The following is a 1,976-nucleotide window of genomic DNA, read 5'->3' on the forward strand; positions in this document are numbered from 1 at the left end:
ATGGGACAGTCCTTCTGGAAATTTCCTGAACTGGACCATGGAGATAATGAGCTTATACTTATTAAGCCCCTTCCTGATCTCATCATCGAAGTCCCAACATATACCTTTTCAGAAGTGGTACTGAAGGTTAAAAATACAGGTACGACTGCTGCAACACTTGGTCCATCCGTTAAGCTCGGGCTTCGCTGGATCGATGCCCAAGGCAATCTCTACCCGGGGTATTCGGCAAAGGAACTTTCTCCTTTTACTGCCAACCAGACACTCGAACCAAATGCTGAAGTAAGCCTCAGATATACTATTGACCAGTCAAACCAAGAAATTGCAAAATACTTTTTTAAACAAATAGATATTCCACTCCAATCACAGACTGTTGAGCTTACCATCGATAAAACCAATGCCATTCAAAATGAATTGTTCGAAAACAATAATCTCACTACTGCCAACCGCCCCTTTGTCAGCGTCATTGGCGTGAGCGAAGGGTCATCGCTTGCTCATACATTTCTTAGAGTGAATGTTAAAAATGATGGTACCACCACGGTACCGGCGCAAATGCCTATTAAATTTCAATGGTTTGGCGCAAGTAACCAGGCAATCAATGGAAACAATAGTAATGCGCTCATAACTATTGAAGATTCTATTGAGCCCGGAGAGACTATTTCCATCATTATCCAGAGGGACTCAAACCAAACACCGCTGCAAGTGAAAAAGACTCTCTTTACTGATATCCCATCAAACGCCCGAACGTTAGAAGTAACTACAAACATGGGACAGTCCTTCTGGAAATTTCCTGAACTGGACCATGGAGATAATGAGCTTACTCTTCCTCGGCCATAATTATTATATACATAGAGATATGCGCATGTACCACTTTCTCTGTATTGTTTTTGTAATCCCCGTTCTCTCACTTGCGGCTATCACCCCTGCCCTCGCCACCGAAGAAGTCGAACTCGATCCTTCCGCTACCATTGAAGCAGTTTCGTTCATTGATGAGGATACCGGGTGGGTTGTAAGCAATAATAATGATGGCAAGGGAAGTATTCTTGCAACGCAAGACAGTGGTACAACGTGGGTTTCGCAATACACAAGCTCAAAAAAGCTCCATGGCATTCACTGCCCAACGTCTAAGCTCTGTTTTGCCGTTGGCGATTCAGGAACCATCCTCCGATCAGACAATGGAGGTACTTCATGGACATCCCTGGATCAGAAAGCAAAATCTCATTTATTTGGCGTTTCTGTTGTCGATAGCAAGCGTGGCATTGTTCTTGCCGTTGGAGAAAAGGGGACTCTTCTGAGAACAACTAACAATGGAAAGAAATGGAGTGCTATTGCATCACAAACAAAGAATAAACTCAATGCGCTTACATTCGTGAGTAAAACAAAAGGATGGGCTGTTGGCGAGAAAGGAACTATTCTCACAACGACAACTGGAGGCGCAAAATGGATTGTGGTAATCGAGGGTACGCAGAATTTTCTTGATATTCATTCATTCAATGACACGACTAGTACAACCCTGTTTATTGCCGGAGAACAGGGTCTCATACTTCAGTCCACAGACAGTGGTGCATCTTGGACACAGCAGCAATCCAAGACAACACAAACACTACGAGGTATCTATGTTAACGACAAGAAGGGCTTTGTAGTAGGAGAGGGAGGAACCATACTTGCTACCGATGACAATGGAACTACATGGGGAGACGCATCCGATGATGAAAACACTACAACACTCCACGATGTCCAATGCTTTGGACAGAAGCTCTGCGTTACTAGTAATAATGACGTAGTATTCTTTCAGTTTGATTTTGAAAAAGCCATCCAATCATCAACGGCGACCGATGAGGGTGATGAGGATGCAGAGGAGGAGATAGAAATTGAAGAAAACAAGGCAGATCAACAGCAACAGCAAGAACAAAAAAAGCAGAATTTGCCCGACCTCATCATTACCGATGTCAAACTGAAAAAAGGAGAGCTTACGTATA

General features: G+C 43.5%; 2 protein-coding genes. Both read left to right on the forward strand.

The window, feature by feature from the left end; genetic code table 11:
* Nucleotides 1-834: hypothetical protein (locus AAB400_04790; GenBank protein MEK7649195.1), on the forward strand; the 834-nt coding region annotated here is incomplete at its 5' end.
* 19 nt (nucleotides 835-853) lie between these two features.
* The coding region (locus tag AAB400_04795; GenBank protein ID MEK7649196.1) for a YCF48-related protein at nucleotides 854-1,976 on the forward strand (1,123 nt) is incomplete at its 3' end.

Source organism: Patescibacteria group bacterium, from assembly GCA_038065255.1.
Taxonomy (GTDB): Bacteria; Patescibacteriota; Patescibacteriia; order JACQRZ01; family JACQRZ01; genus JBBTRI01.